Below are 18420 nucleotides of genomic sequence, written 5' to 3' on the forward strand. Positions count from 1 at the left end.
AATGTTTAAAGGAGTTTTTCTTATGCCAAAAGAATTTGAAACAAAACGGGTGCTTGTAACCGGTGCAGCTTCAGGGATTGGCCAAGCACAAGCAATTGCCTTTGCTGAGCAAGGTGCTGAAGTTATTGGCATCGACCTAGACGAAACGGGGTTAAAGCAGACAGCCGCACTGGTTAACCTAGATTCTACTAAGCCATTTACTTATTTTGTCGGTGATGTGTCTTCTCCCTCATTTGTGCAAGCCACGATGAAACAAATTGTGAAAGACAACGGCCAAATTGATATTTTATTAAATACGGCAGGTATTTTAGATGATTATCGTCCTTCTCTAGAAACTTCGGAAGCTTTATGGGATCAAATTTTAGCAACCAATTTAAAAAGTGTCTTTTTAGTGACCAATGCTCTATTACCTTATTTCCTCCAACAAAAAAAAGGAGTAATCGTTAACATGGCATCTATCGCTGGCTTAGTAGCTGGGGGCGGCGGCGCAGCGTACACTGCCTCTAAACACGCAATCATCGGGTATACAAAACAACTTTCCTACGATTATGCCAAATTAGGCATTCGAGCAAATGCGATTGCGCCAGGTGCCATCCAAACACCCATGAACGCAGCTGATTTTGCAGGAGAAGGTGAAATGGCTACTTGGGTAGCACGTGAAACACCCGCGGGCCGTTGGGCACAGCCACAAGAGGTAGCAAAACTTTCATTATTTCTAGCTAGTGATGACGCTGATTATATCCATGGCACAGTTATGACCATTGATGGTGGTTGGACCATGAAATAAAAAGACTTTACAGAGTGTCTGTTCTTCAGTAACATGTAACACAGTGAGGCAACTCACACCATAACACTTCAGTTGGCTTTGCTGCCCTTCCTTTGGTTATGGTTATCACTAAAACACGTCGTTGTTTTATAAAGGAGAATCTTAAATGAATCATTCATCAAATCCACAAACCAGTACGTGGTCAGCTACGGCTTTGGCTAAAATGGCGCTGGTTACCGCTTTGTATGTCGTTGTCACTGTACTTCTCGCTCCGCTTAGTTTTGGTCCGATACAGCTTCGTCTTGCCGAATTATTTAATTATTTAGGCGTTTTTAACAAGCGATATATCTGGTCCATTACGTTAGGGGTTGCGATTGCCAACGCCGCTTCGCCTCTTGGTATCATCGATATAGTCATCGGTAGCGCTGGAACGTGCGCAGTCTTATGGATTGCCTATTTTGCGACAAAAAATCAGCAAAATTTATTGATTAAACTAATGCTGACGGCCATTCTTTTTGCTTTGTCCATGTTCACTGTCGCCGGACCCTTAACGTTCTTTTATCAGTTACCTTTTTGGTACACATGGTTGACCGTTGGACTTGGTGAACTTCTTTCAATGACCGTCGGCGGTATTCTGATTTACGTATTAAATAAAAAAATACAGCTTGTAAAACGCATCGAAGAATAAAAAAGCGCTTGGGGTTTAAACCCCAAGCGCTTTTTAGCACTATCCTTTAGGTTGAATGAAGTCTGCTTGCCATTTTCCAAGAGATGGATTGTAATCAAAATACCAAAGTTGTGAAAAATATTGTTTTTGATGCTTGTATCCCGATAAAACACGACCGCTTTGAGTATCTTCCTCGTAGTCAATACAAGAAAAATGAAGCATCAGTGAAAAACTGGTTTCACTAATAGGATGATAATTCGAAGCTGGCGCTACTTTCACTTTTTTTACATGATTTCTGATGCCCGCTTGTTGATTTGCTTGTAATACTGCAAGATGTTTTTGATAAAGTTTTTCTGTATAGTTATCTTTGACTACAGACAAATTTTCTTGATCCCACGCTTGTTGTATTTCTAAAAACGTTTGTTGTATTTCTTTTAAGAGTGCCTTTTTTTCTTTTGATGTTCCAGGTAATGCTGCCCACATTTCTTGAAAAGCACCTTCATCGACTGGTTGATTTCTACGGCGTCTTTGCCAAATCATCGCGCCCCCAAAAAGAACAAAAAACACTGTTGAAATTAAGCCTTCCAGTGGCGTTGTGTTGCTGGTCCCGGTCTCGTTATGATGAACATAACTTCTTGATCCATCACCGCTTGGCGAAAAACCATTCGAGGGATTACCTCCGCTAGGACTTTCTACACGTCCGCCGCCATAGCCACCAGCTACAGCCGCCGCTTGATTAGGCCATAAACAAAAGGCCATGGCACAGCCCACAAAAACCAAAATTAACTTTCTCATTCTCTCACCTTTCGACCCCTTCAAACCAACAAATGAATAAATAGACGCAGAATACTAAACAAAGCGCCAAGATTAACAATGATTAATAATACCTTCAGCCATCTGCCATATGGTTGTACTGATTGATAACTTCGTTGATAAATACTCAAGCCAAACAGGACCGCTGGCCACATAAATATACTAGATCTTGGGCCAAACGAATTACCCTCGCCCAAAAAATTCACATGAATGGGCACATGAGCTGGTAAATCAGGATAAACCACCGCACTTAATAACAGTAAACTGACTGCCAAGACACTTGTAACAATAAACAACCGTTGACTAACTTTTTCAATCTGCTTGTTTCTCATTATCTTAGTTTTCTCCTCTATTTAATGATAGATATACTTTCAGTTTATGCCTCCCTATCTGAATTTGCAATAAAAAAAAGACAAGGAAACATTCGATTAAATGTCCTTGCCTCTGTTTTTAAAAACCTTAAATCAAGCCTTTCACACCTATATCTTTTCGATAGTACATTCCAGGAAATGAGTAATTATCCAATGTTTGATAAACTTTTTTGCGGGCTTCTTCAAGAGTCGAAGCAGTTGCTTCTGCTAAAAAGATTCGTCCGCCAGCCGAAACCAGAGCCTGTTCTGAACGAGTTACCCCTGCATAATAGATGGTTTCACCAGAGATTTCTGGCAATGGTAGATTTGTCTTGTATTGATTAGGATAGCCTTCTGCTGCTACAACAACACCAACACTCGCTAACTCATTCCATGCAATCGTTGGTTGCTCTTTCACCAGCAATGAAGAAATTATTTCTGAAAGGGGACTCTCTAAACGTGCCAACACAACTTGTGTTTCTGGATCCCCAAATCGAGCATTAAATTCAATAACCTTGGGGCCAGTTGCTGTTTGGATTAAACCAGCATATAAAATCCCTTGAAACGGACGTTTTTCAGCCACCATTCCTTTAGCAGTCGGTTTCAGGACTTGGCTAATGGCTTGCTGAACCGCTTCTTCTGGGATCTGAGGCACTGGTGTGTAAGCACCCATCCCCCCTGTATTCGGACCAGCATCCCCATCGAAAATCCGCTTATGATCTTGAGCAATCACCATCGGATATACCTTCTCATTAGAAACAAAAGCCATTAAGGAAAATTCTTCTCCTTGCAAAAATTCTTCGATTACAACCGTTTGACCGCTTACTCCAAATTGTTGATCCTCCATCATCGCAACTAGCGCCCGTTTTGCGGCTGCTTTTGTTTCGGCAACTACTACTCCTTTTCCAGCTGCCAAACCATCCGCCTTAATAACAATTGGTACTCCTTGCTGTTCAATATATTCTAAGGCAGGTGCCAAACGTCGAAAGACCCGATATTCCGCCGTTGGAATCTGGTATTTTTGCATAAAATCTTTCGCAAAACTTTTTGAACCTTCAATTATTGCAGCTGCTTTTGTCGGGCCAAAAATCAGTAATCCCGCTGCTTGAAAGGCATCTACAATCCCTTCAATTAATGGCGTTTCTGGTCCGACGAATGTCCAATCAATCTGATTATCCTTCGCAAATTGAATTAGTTCCGTTTGCTGCTCTTCACTGATAGGTACGGTCCGAATATTATCACCACTCATACCAGGATTACCTGGTGCACAATAAACAGTCTTGACTTTGTCTTCTCGCTGTAATTTTTTGGCGATTGCATGTTCACGACCACCACGCCCAATCACTAATATATTCATCGGTTTCTCCTTTAAAAATTAATGTTTGAAATGACGAGTCCCAGTAAAAATCATCGCAATACCATAATGATTCGCTAGATCAATTGATGCTTGGTCTTTAATGCTCCCGCCTGGCTGAATAATTGCTTGAATGCCATGTTGTGCAGCATATTCCACGCTATCTACCATGGGGAAAAAGGCATCACTTGCTAAGACGGCCCCTTGTAATTTTCCAGCTGCTTGGGCTTGATCAACTGCAATTTTTACTGACCCAATTCGATTCATTTGACCAGCGCCAATCCCCACCGTTTGGCTTTCATTGGCTAAAACAATAGCGTTTGATTTTACATGCTTGACTGCTTTCCAAGCAAAGTTCAATGCGTCTCTTTCAGCTGGTGTGGGTTGGCGCTCTGTAACAACTTGCCATGCTTGGTCATTTTCAACAACTGTATCCTGTTCTTGAATTAATAACCCGCCCATAACAGAAACTAATTCCACCGCTTTTTTTTCTTGAGCATGAAAATCTAACGTTAACAAACGAAGATTCTTTTTCTGAGATAACAGTGCCAAAGCTTCTTCCTCAAAACTAGGCGCAATAATTATCTCTAAAAAGATTTGATGCATTTCAGCCGCAGTCGCTTGGTCCACTGGACGATTCAAAACAACAATGCCACCAAAAATTGAAACTGGATCTGCTTCAAATGCCTGACGATAGGCTGCCAAAATCGTTTTTCCTGTTCCAATTCCACATGGGTTCATATGTTTAACAGCGACGACCGTAGGTTCTGTAAACTCGCTAGCAATCCGGAGTGCTGCATCAGCATCTCGAATATTGTTATATGACAGTTCTTTGCCATGAAGTTGTCGAGCGGAAGCAATGGATAATGATACAGGTACAACGGATTGATAAAAGGTGGCTTGTTGATGGCTATTTTCGCCATAACGCAATGTTTGCTTACGTTCATAAGTAAGCGTCTGTTTCTCTGGTTCAGTTTCACCCACTTGCGTCGTTAAATAGTCAGCGATAAGCGCGTCATAAGCAGCGGTATGACGAAAGACTTTTGCTGCTAATCTTTTTCTAGTGGCTAACTGGCTAGTTCCAGTGCTGCTAATTTCACTTAATACCTGTTCATAATCACTAGGATCAACCACTGCTGTTACGTCTTGATAATTTTTTGCCGCTGAACGTAACATGCTAGGACCGCCAATATCAATCATTTCAATCGCTTCTGCTTCAGAGATTGCTGGTTTTAAAATTGTTTCTTTAAATGGATAAAGATTCACTACTACAAGGTCAATAAATTGAATGCCTTGTTCAGTCAGTGCTTTTTGATGCGTTTGGTTTCCCCTTTTTGCCAAAAGTCCGCCATGGATATTCGGATGTAACGTTTTGACACGGCCATCTAACATTTCTGGAAAGCCAGTGATGTCGTCAATAGCAAGTGTCGGTACCCCCGCTTCTTCCAAGACAGTCCTTGTTCCCCCAGTGGAGATAATTTCAAAGCCATTTGCAACTAAGCCTGCTGCAAATGTTGTCACTCCTGTTTTGTCTGAAACGCTAATCAATGCTCTTTTGGTCATTTCATTGTCTCCTTTACAATTTTTGAAATTATTTTTGGGTACCATTCGTGCTCAAGAGCATGAATTTTCTCTGTTAATGTGTCCAACGTATCTTCAGTATCAATCTTGGTGGTTGTTTGGAAAATAATCGGTCCTGTATCAACCCCAGAGTCAACATAATGGATAGTGATTCCTGTTATTTTCACTCCATAATGAAATGCCTCTTCAATTCCGTGAAGACCTGGAAAACTAGGTAACAGAGAAGGATGAATATTGACGATTCTCTTTGGATAAGCCTCCAGTAAAGTCTTGCCGATAATTCTCAAATAACCAGCTAACACGATTAAATCGATCTGATGCTCTTTTAAATGTTTCAATACTTGTTCTTCATACTGCCCACGAGATGGAAAATCAGATGGCGAAAAGCAAACAACGGGAATCTTGCGTTTTTGGGCACGGGTCAATACATAGGCTTCAGGCTGGTCACAAAAGACTAAGCTCAACTGCCCTGCGATTTTTTTCTGGGAAAAAGCTGCAGCAATCGCCTCAAAATTGCTACCATTGCCAGATGCAAAAACAGCTATCTTCATAAGGCTTCCTTAAAAATAACGGCTTTCGTTTTCCTAGGTACCAAACGACCAATTTCAAAAGCTTCTGGCAAAAGCTCCTGAACTTTTTCAACATGCTCTGGACTCACCGCTAAAATCATTCCTAAGCCCATATTGAAAATTTCATACATTTCTTCAGGTGGAATTTCACCGTATTTTTGAATCAATTTAAAAATTGGTAGCACTGGCCAACTATTTAATTGAATCTCTGCAGCTAATGAGGAAGAAAACATTCTTGGTAGATTTTCTAAAAACCCGCCGCCAGTAATATGCGCTGCCCCATGCACGAGTCCTGCTTTTAACAATGGCAATAATTCCTTCACATAAATTTTTGTTGGTGTTAATAATTCTTCCCCTAACGTTTTGGGTGCCAATTCTGGAAGCTTGTCCGTTGTTTTAAACGAATGTTTCTTAAAAAAAACATTTCTTACTAACGAGTAACCATTAGAATGAAGACCACTTGAAGGAAGACCAATCAAGAAATCGCCTTCTTTTACGTTACTTGGAGTCAAGAGTTGACTTTTCTCAGCAATACCCACGGCAAAACCAGCCACGTCATAAGCATCTGCTTCATACATATCAGGCATTTCAGCTGTTTCGCCCCCAATTAAGGCTGCATTCGCCTCACAACAGCCAGCCGCAACACCCGCAACAATTGCTTCAACTTTAGCTGGATTAACGGTCCCTAACGCTAAATAATCTAAAAAATATAACGGTTCGGCGCCTTGTGCGACGACATCATTGACACACATTGCTACACAATCAATTCCGATTGTCTCGTGTCTCTGTTCTTCAATTGCCAAGAGTAACTTTGTGCCTACGCCATCCGTTCCTGATACCAAAACTGGTTCTTTAAGCTTGTAACTACTTAAATCAAAACAACCACCAAAACCACCAAGCATGCCCAACGTTCCCGTCCGTTGTGTTTTTTGGCTATGCTTTTGAATTCGTTCTACTACTTCGTATCCCGCCTCAACATTTACACCAGCTTTTGAATAGGCATTTTCCATGTCAATTCCTCCTAGTTTCTTTTTTCAAGGATGCTTGATATTGTTCTTCATAATCATACAAAGGCGTTGGATAGTCTCCATTAAAGTAAGCCATACACAGCCCAGAATAAGGAGCATCATAATTTAATTGAATCCCATCAATCAGCCCTGCTTCACTCAAAAAAGCCAGCGAATCTGCGCCAATCTGCTCTTTGATTTCTTCAATTGAATAGTTTGCCGCAATTAGTTCGTCCCGCGTCTGTATATCAATGCCATAAAAACACGGATATTTTAATGGTGGTGAAGCAATTCTGACATGAACTTCTTGCGCTTCTGCTTCTTTTAATAAATGAATAATGCGCCGAATAGTGGTCCCGCGAACAATCGAATCATCTACTAAAATGACTTTTTTTCCTTTGACCACGCCACGAACTGCCGATAGTTTCATACGGACACCTTGTTCTCTTAATTCTTGTGTCGGCTGGATGAATGTTCGAGCGACATATTGATTTTTTACTAAACCTAGTTCGTAAGGTATCTGTGCTTCTTCTGCATAGCCGCTAGCTGCAGACAATGACGAGTTCGGTACACCAATTACCATATCAGCTGCGACTGGACTTTCGATTGCCAAGTTCTTCCCCATTCTTTTACGAGCTGTATGCACATTAACTCCAGCAATATTTGAATCTGGTCGTGCAAAATAAATATATTCCATTGCACAAATTGCCGGTTGGACTTCCGTAGTGAAAACCTCTATTTTCAAGCCTTCATCAGAAATGATGACTACTTCACCAGGCGCCACATCTTGAATAAAGCGAGCCCCAACTGTTTCTAATGCACACGTTTCGGATGCCACAACGTACGCCCCATTGTTCATTTGTCCGATGGAGAGAGGGCGAAAGCCGTTGGGATCGAGTGCAGCAATCATCATCGTTTCTGTTAATAAAAGATAAGCAAAGCCCCCCTTAACCAAATTCAAGCTCTCTTTTAGTTTATCGATAAACGAGGCAGCAGTGCTTTTTCGAATCAAGTGCATTAAAATTTCAGTGTCTGAATTGGAATGAAAAATAGCGCCTTCTCTTTCTAGTTGTTTTCGTAAACGCTTGGCATTTGTCAAATTGCCATTGTGTGCTAACCCAATTTGACTATCATAAAATTTAAATAAAAATGGCTGAATATTATCCACGCTACCCGTACCAGCGGTTGCATAGCGTACATGACCAATAGCCGCCGTTCCTTCTAACGCATTCAGTTGTTCTTGCTTTTGGAATACTTCTGCTAATAAACCTAAATCACGGTGGCCATCTAATTTCCCAGAATTGTTCGCCACAATTCCCGCGCCTTCTTGGCCTCGATGCTGCAAGCTGTGTAAACCAAAATAGGTCACTTGTGCCGCATCAGGATGACCCCAAATACCAAAAATACCACACTCTTCATTTAAGCTTTTTGCTTCATAAGACATGGAATCGCATCCTCCCATAAGGCTTTGGCTTCTTTTGTTGAACAATTGATCACATCATCTAACGCATGAATGATCAAACCAGTTTCAGTCACTTTCCCAATATGTTGAGCTTTTCTTCCGATAAGTGTTTCAAATGCTTCTTGATGCTGGGGACTAACTGAAAGAATAAAACGGGATTGCGTCTCCGCAAATAGATATTCTTTTTTTAATGGCAGTGTCACCTGTAACCCCAGTTCGTTAGCAAAAGCCGACTCGGCTAAAGCAACGGCAACGCCACCTTCAGCGCAATCATGCGCGCTAGCAACTAGGCCTACTTGAATTGCTTTTAAAACTAATTCTTGGTTTGCTTTTTCCTCTTTTAAATCAAATGAGCGTAATTGCCCTTCAATTCGCCCCAGTTGCATTTTTTGAATTTCTGAGCCGTTAAAATCTGCGTGGGTTTCACCGATGAGATAAATTAAGTCATCCACTTGTTTAAACGCTTGTGTGGTAATTTGTGAAACATCTTCAATCACTCCCACCATGCCGATCATTGGCGTTGGATAAATGGCTTGACCATCTGTTTCATTGTAAAGAGAGACGTTCCCTGAAATCACGGGTGTTCCTAGCTGACGGCAGGCTGCGGCGATTCCATCCGCCGACGTCCATAATTCCCAAAAACTTTCTGGTTTATCTGGGGAACCATAATTCAAGCAATCAGTGATAGCCAAAGGTTGTGCTCCACTTGCTACAATATTACGGGCTGCTTCTGCAACCGCAATTTGCCCACCAATTTCAGGATTTAAATACAAATAACGGCTATTACAATCTGTCGTCATCGCTAAGGCTTTATTGGTGCCCCGCACTCTTAAAACAGCTGCATCACTTCCTGGTTGCACCACTGTATTCGTTTGTACTTGACTATCATAGGTTTCGTAAACTGATTTTTTCGATGCAATCGTTGGCTGTTGCAATAGGCGTTTTAATAATTCCGTACTATTCGTAATTTCTGGAATGAAGGGCGCTAATTTTTTAAAAGCACGCATCCGCTCTGGTTCTTGATAGGCTTTCTGGTAAACAGGTGCTTCTTCTGCTAAAGCATCTACTGGTACATCTGCGACTATTTTGCCACTGTGAAAGACACGATACTGTCCATCATCTGTTACGGATCCAATCGCTACCGCTTCTAAGTCATATGTTTGAAACAATTCACAAACTTGCTGTTCTGCTCCTTTTTCCACACAGATTAACATCCGTTCTTGGGACTCAGACAAGAGCATTTCATAGGGGCTCATCTGCGTCTCTCTCTGCGGAACTTTATCCAGCTCTAGAATCAAGCCTGAACCTGCTTTTGATGCCATTTCAGCACTTGAAGAAACCAAGCCAGCCGCCCCCATATCTTGGATGCCGATTAAAATATCTTGATGATTTTTGATTAAATCAAGACAAGCTTCCAATAATAATTTTTCCATAAACGGATCACCTACTTGTACCGCAGATCGTTGCTGTTCTTCACCTTCACTAAATTCTTCTGAAGCAAAGGTCGCACCATGAATTCCATCTCGTCCTGTTTTCGCACCTACGTAAAGAATGCTATTTCCGACGCCTTTTGCTTGGCCTTTTTGAATCTCATCATGACGAATCAATCCCACACACATAGCATTGACAAGTGGGTTTCCTTGATAACATGGCTCAAAAGCAATTTCGCCGCCAACGGTTGGAATACCAATACAATTTCCATAACCGCTAATCCCCGCCACAACTTCTTGAAACAAATAACGTGTTCGTGCATCCGTCAGTTCGCCAAATCTTAGCGAATCCAGTAAAGCAATCGGCCGCGCCCCCATACTGAAAATATCGCGAATAATTCCACCAACGCCTGTAGCTGCTCCTTCGTAAGGTTCTACTGCAGAAGGATGATTATGGCTCTCTGCTTTAAAAACAACAGCTAATCCGTCACCAATATCGACAATCCCAGCTCCTTCACCAGGGCCTTGAAGCACTTGTGGCCCTTCCGTCGGAAACTTTTTTAAAACGGGCTTGGAATTTTTGTAAGAGCAATGTTCACTCCACATCACGGAGAATAAGCCAGTTTCTGTATAATTAGGTTCTCTTTGCAAAATGGTCTCAATCTGATGATATTCTTCATCTGTTAGTCCCCATTCTGCATACAACCGTGTCTCCTTGATTTCTTTTGGTGTTGGTTCATTCATCATTGGCTTAATTCCTTTCCAAAGTTTTTAATGATTGAAGCAAAAAAGCTGCGTCCATCTGTTGAACCTAACAATTCTTCCATCGCTCGTTCCGGATGAGGCATCATTCCTAGAACATTGCCCTGTTCATTACAAATACCAGCAATATTCGCAAGACTACCGTTCACCTTTTCTTGATACGTAAAAACAATTTGGTTCTTTTCTTTCAGCTCTTTCAACGTTTTTTCATCACAATAGTAATTCCCTTCGCCATGTGCTACTGGTAAATGTATCAAAATATTTTCAGGATACTCGCTTGTAAACTTTGTGTGCGTATTCACTTTCAATGGGACACTTTTACAAATAAAACGAAGCGAATCATTTCTTAACAACGTACCAGGAAGCAAGCCAATTTCTGTTAAAATTTGAAAGCCATTACAAGTACCAAAAACCATTTTGCCTTCTGTAGCAAAGCGAATCACCTCATTGATAATTGGCGAAAACCGAGCAATTGCACCACAACGTAAGTAATCGCCATAAGAAAAACCACCAGGCAACAATACGCCATCAAATTTTGCTAAAGAAGTGGCATCGTGTCGGACAAATTCTGCATCGACGCCCATCACCTCTTTGACAGCCCACAATAAGTCTGCATCACAATTGGATCCTGGAAAAACAATCACTGCCAATTTCATTTAAATTTCCTCCAAAGATAAAATTTCAAAACGATAGGATTCCATATTTACATTGGCTAATAGTTGATCACAAATTTGTTCAATTTTCTCTTCAATTGCTTCTGTCTGCTGGACGTGCATTTCAAAATACTTACCGACACGGATTTCGGCTACTTCTGTAAAACCAAGCCGATGGACTGCTTCCTTAACCGCTTCACCTTGGGGATCCAAAATTGATTCTTTATACGTAACATAGACTTTGACAAAATACATACGCGCTTCCTCCTCAATTAGCTGTTAGTAAACGTTGTAAAACTTCTTCATATACAGGAACTATTTCTCCTAATTCACGGCGATAAACATCTTTATCCAGATGTTCGTTTGTGGTTAAATCCCATAGACGACAGGTGTCTGGAGAAATTTCATCTGCCAGTAACAATTGATTGGCCTTCGTCCGACCAATCTCGATTTTAAAATCGATCAAACAAATATTGAGGCGTTGAAAGAGTTGACTAAGCGCCTGATTAATTTGTAAAGCCAATGCTTTAATCTCCACAATTTCAGCAGGAGTGGCTACTTTTAGAAATTGAATATGGTCTTCGTTAATAAAAGGATCATCCAGACGATCTTCTTTGTAATAAAATTCAATAACGGGCGTCACTAATTTAGTGCCCTCTTCGATCGCTAAACGCTTTGAAAAACTTCCTGCCGCATAATTACGTACGACAACTTCCAAAGGAATCATTTCTACGGCCTGAATTAATTGTTCGTGTTCAGATACTTTTTTGATAAAATGATTGGGAATCTTCTGTTGCTGTAAATGTTCAAAAATTAGACTAGTGATTTGATTATTTAAAGCGCCTTTCCCAAGAACTTTGTCTTTTTTTTGACCGTTTAAAGCTGTTGCTTGATCAAGATATTCCACAAAAAGAACCGCTGCATTTTCTGTTTGATACAACTTCTTCGCTTTTCCTGTATACACAAGTGCTTTCTTTTCCATTCTTTCCCTCTTCTCGTTAGCTTCATGAACCCTATTCTTTCTAAGTCAACTGATTTACATCAGACAAAGACTTACATTAATTACAAAAAAACAATAATCGTTCGTGTTTTCCGAATGTAAAAATAAAAAACTTGCTTGGAGCAAGCATTTATTAAGTTACGTTCCAAATACCAACAGTCTCAATTTCCTTTAACGTTTCTGATAAGCAAGGTGTTGTAATGGTGACGTGGCCCATTTTTCTGCCAACTTTTGATTCGGCTTTTCCATAGTAATGGACTTGCCAAGTGGGTTTTGACGTGCATAACTGGTAGCTTTTTTCTAAGTGTTCACCTAAGAGATTCACCATAACCACTGGTTGAAGTAACTGGGGTAACCCAATGCCCCAATTGCTAATCCCTCGAATATGCGCATCAAATTGACTAAATGAGCAAGCTTCAATAGAGTAATGACCTGAGTTATGAGGCCGTGGCGCTAATTCATTGACGTACAACTCTTCTGAATCCGTTAAAAACAGTTCGATAGCTAAAACCCCAGATAAATTTAATTCCTCAGCAATGTGTTGCGCCAATTCCGCTGCTTTTTGTTGCACATTCTCAGAAATTCGAGCTGGCACAATTGATTCATGCAAGATATTCTTTCGATGAATGTTTTCAGATACAGGAAAGCTTTGGTAACCATGCTTATTCCCTGCAACGATGATTGAAAGTTCTTTAGTGAAAGGCACCCACTTTTCTAATTCACAAGTAGCGTTAGCTAATAATTCAGTCGCTTGGGAGAAATCCTCTTCGCATTTTAAGACGACCTGTCCTTTTCCATCGTATCCACCTTGAATAGTTTTTAAGACACATGGAAAACCAATCTTTTCTGTTGCTTGTGGCAGCTCTTTCTGACTTTTCACTTCCGCAAAAGGGGCAATCTTACAGCCAATCGATTGAAGAAACGTTTTTTCAAGCAATCGATTTTGAGTAATTTTTAACAATTCTGTTCCTTGTGGCAACTTTTCTAGTGGAATGGCCTTTTCTAGGGAGGCCACTTCAATATTTTCAAATTCATAGGTGATCACATCGCATAACTCTGCTAGTTCAGTTAAAGCAGATATCTGATCAAAGGCTGCCACAATTTGACGGTCAGCTACTTGACCAGCTGGACTATTGAGCGTTGGGTCCAACACAATCATTTGGAAACCCATTTTTTTACCACTCATGACTAGCATTCGCCCTAACTGTCCCCCACCTATAATGCCAATAGTTGCTCCGACTTTTAAAGGTTTATTCAAGTTGTTCCCCACTTTCCACAACCGCTTTTTCCAATGATTGTCGTCTTGCTTGGATTCTTTCTGCCAACTGTAAATCATCAATACTTAGTATTTCTGCAGCTAATAACCCAGCATTGGTAGCACCTGCTGAGCCAATCGCAGTTGTTGCTACAGGAACTCCCCCTGGCATCTGCACAATAGACAACAGTGAATCAATACCGTTTAATGTTCGTGTTTTAACTGGAACACCAATGACAGGTAAGGTTGTCTTTGCAGCTACCATCCCTGGTAAATGAGCCGCTCCGCCTGCGCCAGCAATAATAACCTTCAATCCTTTTGTTCGTGATTCCTCTGCAAAACGAAACATCAAGTCAGGGGTCCTATGTGCTGATATCACTCGTTTTTCATAAGAAATTCCCAACTCTTCCAACACAAGACAAGCAGCTTTCATCGTTGCCCAGTCTGAGGTACTTCCCATAATCACAGCGACTAATGGTTTCATGAATGTAATAACTCCTTCCGCCTTTTTTCACTGTTATTCTAACAATGAGAAAAAGAGATGTCAAAGAAAAACCGAAATATTATAGATTAAAATTATATAATGTTCGTGTTTATCAAAAAAAGAGTCATCGGAAAGATGACTCTTTTTTTGCTATTTTTAGCGTTGCTTCCTCTTTAAGAAGAAACGTCGCCTGTATTAATAACTGGTTGTGTGCCCTTATCAGTAATGATTGAGACTAGTAAATTATTAATAAGTTGTACTTTTCGTTCATCGGTAAAATTAATTTCTTGCCCTTCTTCAATCTGTTCTAAGGCCATTTGTGTCATGCTTACCGCACCTTCAACAATTGTTTGTCGAGCCGCTAAGATTGCTTTTGCTTGCTGTCTTTGCAACATGGAGCTAGCAATTTCAGTTGCATAAGCTAAATGATTCAACCGTGTTTCGATAACCTCTACACCAGCCACTGCTAAGCGTTCTTGCAATTCTTTGGTTAACTCCTCGGAAATTTGTTCGGTATTTCCTCGCAGAGTTACATCATTATCTGAAAAAGTGTCATAAGGATATTGTGTTGCTACATGCCGGATTGCCGTTTCGCTTTGAATTTCCACAAAGTCTTGATAATAATCGACATTAAATAACGCCTTAGCTGTATCGACTACCCGAAAAACGATGACCGCAGAGATTTCGATTGGATTCCCGTCAGAGTCATTGACTTTTAATAGAGAACTATTGAAATTTCGTACTTTCAAAGAAATGTTCATTTTTTGCGTAAATGGAATGGTAATAAACAACCCATTTTCTTTAATCGTACCTAAGTAACGACCAAAAAATAAAATAGCTTTCGCCTGGTTGGGACTAACAATAGTTAAGGAACTTAAAAATAAAATAGCCCCAACTAACAAAATAATACCTAAAACAACAAGAACTCCATTGGTATGACTTGCTCCATAAATAAATAAACCAATTCCCGCAATTAAAATAACTAATAAGCTCGCAATTCCTACGTAGCCACTCATATAAAATGTTTTTTTCTCTTCCATCTGTTTCACTCTCCTAACTCATTTATCTGGTCCTTATTATACACCTCATTGCCTTCAATAGAGTAACTTTTAACATTAAATAAACTGATTTTTTCGGGGCTCTTGTAGTATACTGAGAACAAAGAAATCCCAAGAAAAGGAGTGATAGAATGCGCTATTTAAGCAAGGACATTTTAGAGGAAGTCATCACTCAACGCCCCTCCGACTCTTATAAAAGCAATTTTGGGCGTGTCGTATTAATCGGAGGAAACCGACAATATGGCGGAGCCATCATCATGAGTACCGAAGCGTGTATCAATAGTGGCGCTGGTCTCACCACTGTGATTACTGATGTTAAAAATCACGGGCCTTTACATGCAAGATGCCCAGAAGCGATGGTCGTGGGCTTTGAAGAAACAGTCCTTCTGACGGACGTCGTAGAGCAAGCGGAGGTTATTTTAATTGGTCCAGGTTTAGGCTTAGATGCTATTGCACAACAAATATTAAAGATGGTACTCGCCCAACATCAAAAACAACAATGGTTAATTATCGATGGCTCAGCGATTACCCTGTTTAGCCAAGGCAATTTTTCCCTTACCTATCCTGAAAAAGTTGTTTTCACACCTCATCAAATGGAATGGCAACGTTTGAGTCACTTACCTATTGAGCAACAAACACTGGCAAATAACCAGCGTCAACAAGCAAAATTAGGCAGTACGATTGTTTTAAAAAGTCATCGCACCACAATTTTCCACTCAGGAGAACCTTTTCAAAATAAAGGTGGCAACCCTGGGATGGCTACTGGCGGAACTGGGGATACCTTGGCTGGCATCATTGCTGGTTTTTTAGCTCAGTTTAAGCCGACAATTGAAACTATTGCTGGCGCCGTCTACTTACACAGTCTCATTGGAGATGATTTGGCCAAAACTGACTATGTTGTTTTACCAACGAAGATTAGTCAAGCCTTGCCGACATATATGAAAAAATATGCCCAGCCCCACACTGCACCTGATTCTGAACTATTAGAACAGAAGCGTTCGAGATAAAACCCGAAAAGGCTAAATGGTGACAAATTTTGGGTTAAAAAGCAGGATTTAAGCCTGGGCCGAAAATCAAAAGCGATTTTCAGCCCAGGCTCTCTTTTTATTTTTCCTTATAAACATTTTTTAACGTTAATGGAGCGCCAAAGGTATGAAAATTCAAGCCTTTGACTTTATCATTTTGCAGGACTGTTTGTTCATTTTGGCTAAGTGGAATCATGCCAGCAGTCGTTTCAATCACTTCTTTTTCAGCTGCAATCAGTGTCGCCCATCTTTTTTCTGGCTCTAAGGCATAGGTTGTGGCTGCTTCATCTAATAATTTGTCATAGACAGGGTTCTGATAATTGCGATCATTGCCCTTGTATAAAGTCATCAGGGTAGAAATAGGATCTTGATAGTCTGGTGTCCAGTAAATTAAGAATAAATCATAGTCACTTTCTCGCCCAAAGTTCAATGCAGCTTCAGTCGGCAATGCGGTTAGCTCTATTGTCAAACCAGGAAACAGTTCTTGTAGCGAGCCTTGCAAACTTTCACCAATTTTTTTGTAAGAACCATCATCTGTTACCATCAATTCAACGTTAACCTTTTCTCCTAATTCTGCTTGTGCTTTTTTCCAATAACTTTGCGCTTTTTCTTTGTTATAAACCATTAAATCACCTGCTTCTTGACGAAAATCGAGTCCCGTTGTGGGATTCGCCACAAAGCCTTCCGTAACCGCACCATGTAGCGCTTTAGAACCATCTGCAATAATATTATTGACTAGATTTTCTTTATCTATTCCTAAAGCCAACGCTTTACGCAGGTTTTCGTTTGCAAGCGGCGTTGCTTGCCCTTTCCGTTTTTGATTTAAGCGCAAATAGTTCATTGTCGCTGTTGGGTACGAATGATACAACGTATTATTTTTATTCTGTTGCGCCAATTCACCACTTAGTGTAGCCACATCTAATTGTCCATCTTCAAAAAGATTCAATGCGGTAGATGTTTCTTTGATAACCGTATAATTGATAATGTCTGAGCGCACGTTCTGGTGATCCCAATAGCGATTATTTTTTGCTAGTTGCCAGTCCATCTTTGTTTGCTGCCAATCTTTTACCACGAACGGACCATTATAGACGACTTTATCACTAGCAGTTCCATAGTCCGCACCAAATTGTTCGACTACTTTTTGATTTTGCGGGAAAAATGTCGGAAAAGCTAACAAGGACGTAAAGTACGGTTTTGGCTCTTTGAGCGTCACCTTTAATGTATAATCATCCACAGCTGTGACACCTAGTTCATTGGGTGCTAATTTCCCAGCTGAGATTTCTGCACCATTTTGAATTGTTTCAACGATGAGGAAACTATAGACAAAGCCGTTTTTAGGATCAATCATTTTTTTCCAAGCATATTCAAAATCATGTGCTGTGACAGGATCATCGTTACTCCAAACCGCTTCTTTTCTCAAAGAAATCGTGTAAGTTTTTCCATCTTCTGAAATCGTCGGCAATGCTTTTGCTACGGCTGGTACCAATTGGTCTTGTTCATTTAAACTATATAACCCTTCAAACGCTGCTGTTTGGACAATAGCATCTGGAAAATCCAATAATACAGAGGTGTTGAGCGTTGTTAATTCCGAGGGTGACATCAGTTGAACGGCTTCTTTGGTATTTTTCTGTTTCTTTTTATTTTCATTTTTATTGGTACACCCAGCTAAAAATCCTACCAATAAAATACAAACCATTATGATTTTTAAATACTTTTTCATCTTCTTTCTCCTATAACTCTTCATTTTTTTATGCTCTTACTTACAGAAAGACAGCTCCCCTTTTATTTTGTCCTTTCAACAAGCATCCAGACAACGACCGCTGGCTCCAACCCATTATTATAATTAATGTGCCCCTCACCAGCTTCAATTAATTGGGCTTGTCCAGCTTTTCCGACTAAGTCTTGACCTTCTTCTAAAATCGTATGTGCTTCGCCAGAAATCACATAAGAATATTCATCCTGTTCATGGCGAGCATATCCAGCTAAAGGCCGTTTTTCACCAGGTTGTAATGTAATAATGCCCATTTGAACTTGTGCATTTGGTTGGTTTTCTTTATCAAAAAAAATCGTCATTTCTTCTGATTCTGCTGATTTAATAAGCAATAACTTCCCCTCCTTTTTTAAATCTTGTATCTTCCATTATTCCTTTAAATAGAATCAAAGTCAATATTTTTATAGAAAATT

The 18420-nt window shown here is 40.3% G+C and carries 19 protein-coding genes; 3 read left to right on the plus strand and 16 right to left on the minus strand.

All coding sequences use genetic code 11. From position 1 onward, the window contains the following. The first annotated feature begins 1 nt into the window (after position 1). Together IGL36_RS07455 and IGL36_RS07460 are read left to right on the plus strand one after the other, a co-directional pair. Positions 2–787 carry a 3-oxoacyl-ACP reductase gene (locus IGL36_RS07455; protein WP_002398350.1) on the plus strand — a complete coding sequence of 262 codons (786 nt, stop codon included), beginning with the start codon at positions 2–4 and terminating at the stop codon, positions 785–787. A 145-nt stretch (positions 788–932) separates the two neighbouring features. Then, positions 933–1454, plus strand: a complete 522-nt coding sequence (locus IGL36_RS07460; protein WP_002364076.1) for a QueT transporter family protein — start codon at positions 933–935, stop codon at positions 1452–1454. Positions 1455–1493: 39 nt separating this feature from the next. Here IGL36_RS07460 and IGL36_RS07465 read toward each other — a convergent pair whose 3' ends face one another. The 14 genes from IGL36_RS07465 to IGL36_RS07530 form a co-directional block, all read right to left on the minus strand. Continuing rightward, positions 1494–2228, minus strand: a complete 735-nt coding sequence (locus IGL36_RS07465; protein ID WP_002380369.1) for a TIM44-like domain-containing protein — start codon at positions 2226–2228, stop codon at positions 1494–1496. Positions 2229–2248: 20 nt separating this feature from the next. Further along, positions 2249–2578: a DUF1648 domain-containing protein gene (locus IGL36_RS07470; protein WP_002398351.1), complete on the minus strand. Its 330-nt coding sequence runs from the start codon at positions 2576–2578 to the stop codon at positions 2249–2251. 127 nt (positions 2579–2705) lie between these two features. Next, a complete protein-coding gene (gene purD, locus IGL36_RS07475) occupies positions 2706–3953 on the minus strand; it encodes a phosphoribosylamine--glycine ligase (RefSeq protein WP_002405360.1) in 1248 nt (415 codons plus the stop codon). Positions 3954–3971: 18 nt separating this feature from the next. Beyond that, on the minus strand, positions 3972–5558 hold the full coding sequence (gene purH / locus IGL36_RS07480; protein ID WP_002398354.1) for a bifunctional phosphoribosylaminoimidazolecarboxamide formyltransferase/IMP cyclohydrolase: 1587 nt from the start codon (positions 5556–5558) through the stop codon (positions 3972–3974). Next, positions 5510–6082: a phosphoribosylglycinamide formyltransferase gene (gene purN / locus IGL36_RS07485; RefSeq protein WP_002374681.1), complete on the minus strand. Its 573-nt coding sequence runs from the start codon at positions 6080–6082 to the stop codon at positions 5510–5512. Before purN ends, purH begins: the two co-directional genes overlap by 49 nt. Continuing rightward, the gene (gene purM / locus IGL36_RS07490) at positions 6079–7110 is read right to left on the minus strand and encodes a phosphoribosylformylglycinamidine cyclo-ligase (RefSeq protein ID WP_002398355.1); all 1032 of its coding nucleotides are present in this window, start codon (positions 7108–7110) and stop codon (positions 6079–6081) included. Before purM ends, purN begins: the two co-directional genes overlap by 4 nt. A 1-nt stretch (position 7111) precedes the next feature. After that, on the minus strand, positions 7112–8551 hold the full coding sequence (gene purF, locus IGL36_RS07495; RefSeq protein ID WP_002398356.1) for an amidophosphoribosyltransferase: 1440 nt from the start codon (positions 8549–8551) through the stop codon (positions 7112–7114). Then, positions 8527–10746, minus strand: coding sequence for a phosphoribosylformylglycinamidine synthase subunit PurL (gene purL, locus IGL36_RS07500; RefSeq protein ID WP_002398357.1), 2220 nt, complete (start codon positions 10744–10746; stop codon positions 8527–8529). Before purL ends, purF begins: the two co-directional genes overlap by 25 nt. Further along, positions 10743–11417: a phosphoribosylformylglycinamidine synthase subunit PurQ gene (gene purQ / locus IGL36_RS07505; RefSeq protein WP_002374675.1), complete on the minus strand. Its 675-nt coding sequence runs from the start codon at positions 11415–11417 to the stop codon at positions 10743–10745. The genes purL and purQ overlap by 4 nt, the downstream gene beginning before the upstream one ends. Next, a complete protein-coding gene (gene purS / locus IGL36_RS07510) occupies positions 11418–11669 on the minus strand; it encodes a phosphoribosylformylglycinamidine synthase subunit PurS (RefSeq protein ID WP_002357271.1) in 252 nt (83 codons plus the stop codon). It lies immediately after the preceding gene. A gap of 13 nt (positions 11670–11682) precedes the next feature. Further along, positions 11683–12396: a phosphoribosylaminoimidazolesuccinocarboxamide synthase gene (gene purC, locus IGL36_RS07515; protein ID WP_002398358.1), complete on the minus strand. Its 714-nt coding sequence runs from the start codon at positions 12394–12396 to the stop codon at positions 11683–11685. 151 nt (positions 12397–12547) lie between these two features. Further along, a complete protein-coding gene (purK, locus tag IGL36_RS07520; RefSeq protein ID WP_002371924.1) occupies positions 12548–13672 on the minus strand; it encodes a 5-(carboxyamino)imidazole ribonucleotide synthase in 1125 nt (374 codons plus the stop codon). Further along, a complete protein-coding gene (purE, locus tag IGL36_RS07525) occupies positions 13665–14153 on the minus strand; it encodes a 5-(carboxyamino)imidazole ribonucleotide mutase (protein ID WP_002357268.1) in 489 nt (162 codons plus the stop codon). Before purE ends, purK begins: the two co-directional genes overlap by 8 nt. 173 nt (positions 14154–14326) lie before the next feature. Continuing rightward, positions 14327–15193 carry an SPFH domain-containing protein gene (locus IGL36_RS07530; protein WP_002357267.1) on the minus strand — a complete coding sequence of 289 codons (867 nt, stop codon included), beginning with the start codon at positions 15191–15193 and terminating at the stop codon, positions 14327–14329. A 149-nt stretch (positions 15194–15342) separates the two neighbouring features. Between IGL36_RS07530 and IGL36_RS07535 the strand changes: the two genes are divergently transcribed. Further along, on the plus strand, positions 15343–16218 hold the full coding sequence (locus IGL36_RS07535; protein ID WP_002398360.1) for an NAD(P)H-hydrate dehydratase: 876 nt from the start codon (positions 15343–15345) through the stop codon (positions 16216–16218). Between the two features lie 97 nt (positions 16219–16315). Here the strand turns inward: IGL36_RS07535 and IGL36_RS07540 are convergent, their stop codons facing one another. Together IGL36_RS07540 and IGL36_RS07545 are read right to left on the minus strand one after the other, a co-directional pair. After that, the gene (locus IGL36_RS07540) at positions 16316–17956 is read right to left on the minus strand and encodes a peptide ABC transporter substrate-binding protein (protein ID WP_010717012.1); all 1641 of its coding nucleotides are present in this window, start codon (positions 17954–17956) and stop codon (positions 16316–16318) included. Between the two features lie 62 nt (positions 17957–18018). Then, the gene (locus tag IGL36_RS07545) at positions 18019–18339 is read right to left on the minus strand and encodes a cupin domain-containing protein (RefSeq protein WP_002398362.1); all 321 of its coding nucleotides are present in this window, start codon (positions 18337–18339) and stop codon (positions 18019–18021) included. Positions 18340–18420 lie beyond the last annotated feature (81 nt).

The organism is Enterococcus sp. AZ011, from assembly GCF_050548355.1.
Lineage (GTDB): Bacteria > Bacillota > Bacilli > Lactobacillales > Enterococcaceae > Enterococcus > Enterococcus faecalis.